This window comes from Roseococcus sp. GW821-FHT12F05, assembly GCF_058806835.1.
Genome location: NZ_JBXAQB010000044.1, coordinates 1 through 2,490, shown reverse-complemented (window position 1 = coordinate 2,490; position 2,490 = coordinate 1). Strand labels below are relative to the sequence as shown.

Genomic DNA, 2,490 nt, shown 5'->3' with positions numbered 1-2,490 from the left:
GTAAGCGCGGCGACGAGGCCCTTATGGCTCGTGCGTGACGGTCAGCCGTTGTCGCTGGCGGCCCAGCACCACGGCATGAGTTCGTCGATACGACGATTGGGCCAGCCATTGACCAGGCGTGTCAGCAGGTCGGTGAAGTATCGCTGCGGGTCGACACCGTTGAGCTTGCACGTCTCCACCAGCGAGGCGACGGTCGCCCAGCGCGCGCCACCATCGTCGCCGGAGGCGAACAGCGCGTTCTTGCGGCTGAGGCAGATCGGCCGGATGGCGCGCTCGACAGTGTTGTTGTCGAGCTCGATCCGGCCGTCGTCGAGGAACCGCACCAGGCCCTCGCGGTGGTTCAGCGCGTAGCGGATGGCCCCTGCCGTCGGGCTTCCGCCGGGCAGGCGCGGGAGCTGCTCCGAGAGCCAGGCGAACAGCGCCTCGACGAGGAGACGGCTCTTCGCCCGCCGGACGGCGCGGCGGATGTCGGGCGGCTTGCCCCGTATCTCCGCCTCGATGGCGTAGAGTGCCGCGATGCGCTGCAGCGTCTCCTGCGCGATCGGCGCCGCCTTGCCCTTCGCCAACTCGATGAACTCCCGCCGCACATGGCTCCAGCAGAATGCCAGCGTGATGCCGTCGCCCGCCGCAGCCAGCGTCTTGTAGGCGCCGTAGCCGTCGCATTGCAGGATGCCCTGGTAGCCGGCGAGCAACTCCTTGGCGTGCTCGGCACCGCGGCCCGGCGCATAGTGGAACACCACCGCCGGCGGATCGGCCCCGCCCCAGGGCCGGTCGTCACGCGCGATCGCCCAGGCATAGCCCTTCTTCGTCTTGCCGCGGCCGGGATCGAGCACCGGCATGGTGGTCTCGTCGGCGAACAGCCGCGGCGAGGCCAGCAGGATCTCCTTCATGCGTCGGACCACGGCGACGAATTCCATCGCCCCCGTGCCGGTCCAGTCCGCCAGCACCTCGCGGCCGATCTCGATCCCCTGGCGCGCCAGGATCTGCGACTGGCGATAGAGTGGCAGGTGGTCGGCGTAGCGGGAGACCAGCACATGCGCGACGGTCGCCTCGGTCGGCACGCCGCCCTCGATCAGGCGGGCCGGCGCGGAGGCCTGCAGGACCACGCTGGGACAGGCCCGGCAGGCGAGCTTCGGCCGCTTCGTGACCACGACGCGGAACTGCGCCGGTATCACGTCGAGCCGCTCGGCCGCATCGACGCCGATCTCGACCAGCGGGCCCCGGCAGCAGGGGCAGGCTGTCGCCTCGGGCGCCAGCACCAGTTCGACCCGCGGCAGATGCGCCGGCAGGCGGCCACGTCCGGCCCGACGACGCTTCGCCTGGTTGTCCCGCAGCGCCAGCGACGCCTTGCCGGCCTCCGCCGCGTTCCCGGCCAGCGTCGCTTCGATCTCCTCGAACGCGAACAGCAACTGCCCCTCGGGGAGACGCTCCGACTTCGTGCCGAACTGCCGGCGCTTCAGCTTCAGCAGGAGGTGCTGGAGGTGCTCGTTCTGCGACGCCAGTGCATCGCGCTCGGCGACCAGCGTGTCGACTTGCGCCAGCGTCTCGAGCAGCAGCGCGCGCAGCGCGGCAGGATCCTCCGGCAGTGTCGGCGTGTTGTCTCCCGCGGCGCGCATCGCGCGGTGATTCTACGCAGGCGCGCTCGGCGTGGGAATCTCCCGCGTCGCCTGAACGCGACGCCAATCGATGCCGTCGAACAGCGCGGCGAACTCCACCGGCGTCAGACGCAGCACGCCATCCACCACCGGCGGCCAGCGGAACGCGCTGCCCTCCAGCTGCTTCCAGACCAGGATCAGGCCGCTGCCGTCCCAGACCAGGATCTTGACCCGGTCGGCGCGGCGCGAACGGAACACCAGCACCGCACCCGAAAACGGATCCGCGCCCAGCACCTCGGCCGCCAGCGCCGCCAGGCTGTGCGCACCCTTGCGGAAATCGACAGGCTTCGTCGCCAGCAGGATCCGCGCGCCGGCCGGAGGCGTGATCATGCCGCCGACGCCCGGATCGCGCGCAGCACCGTCGTCAACAACTCGCGGTCCGTGCCGGGCACGACGCGCAGCACCGCACCGGCCAGCTTGACCTCGATCGCGGGCGGGGTCCGCGCCGGTGCAGCCAGAGGCTCAGGTACCGGCGTCGACGCTGCCGTCACGATCGGCACGAAGGCCGGCTCAGCCGAGGCCGACGCGGCCGCCAGCGCCCTGCGGGCCTGCCGGCGCCAGTCGAAAACCTGCTGCGGCGTGACCTGCCAGCGCCGCGCCACCTCGGTCACCATCGCGCCCGGCAGCGCCGTCTCGGCGACGATCCTCGCCTTGTCGTCGTCCGACCATTTCCGCCGACGGCCAGCTCCCGTCAGAACCTCGATCCGGCGATAGACGCTGCCCTTCGCGTCATCGTTAACGCTATCCATAACGTCGCTCGAAGTCCCCTCGCTCCAAGCTGACCCAGCACACTCAACACACCCGCCGGAAGAAGGGCCTCGGCACCGCGCTTACG

General features: G+C 70.8%; 3 protein-coding genes. All 3 read right to left on the bottom strand.

The window, feature by feature from the left end; all coding sequences use genetic code 11:
* Positions 1 to 41 precede the first annotated feature (41 nt).
* The 3 genes from tnpC to tnpA are packed head-to-tail and all read right to left on the bottom strand — an operon-like array spanning position 42 to position 2,404.
* Positions 42 to 1,616, bottom strand: coding sequence for an IS66 family transposase (gene tnpC / locus AC1ROY_RS33970; RefSeq protein WP_493153380.1), 1,575 nt, complete (start codon positions 1,614 to 1,616; stop codon positions 42 to 44).
* 12 nt (positions 1,617 to 1,628) lie between these two features.
* A complete protein-coding gene (gene tnpB, locus AC1ROY_RS33965) occupies positions 1,629 to 1,985 on the bottom strand; it encodes an IS66 family insertion sequence element accessory protein TnpB (RefSeq protein WP_493153379.1) in 357 nt (118 codons plus the stop codon).
* Positions 1,982 to 2,404 (bottom strand): IS66-like element accessory protein TnpA, encoded by a 423-nt coding sequence (tnpA, locus tag AC1ROY_RS33960; protein WP_493153378.1) that lies wholly within the window; start codon positions 2,402 to 2,404, stop codon positions 1,982 to 1,984. Before tnpA ends, tnpB begins: the two co-directional genes overlap by 4 nt.
* Positions 2,405 to 2,490: the final 86 nt, after the last annotated feature.

Coding starts and splice junctions, on each gene's coding strand:
- tnpC (WP_493153380.1), bottom strand. CDS start 1,616: ATGCGCGCCGCGGGAGACAACACGCCGACACTGCCGGAGGATCCTGCC.
- tnpA (WP_493153378.1), bottom strand. CDS start 2,404: ATGGATAGCGTTAACGATGACGCGAAGGGCAGCGTCTATCGCCGGATC.
- tnpB (WP_493153379.1), bottom strand. CDS start 1,985: ATGATCACGCCTCCGGCCGGCGCGCGGATCCTGCTGGCGACGAAGCCT.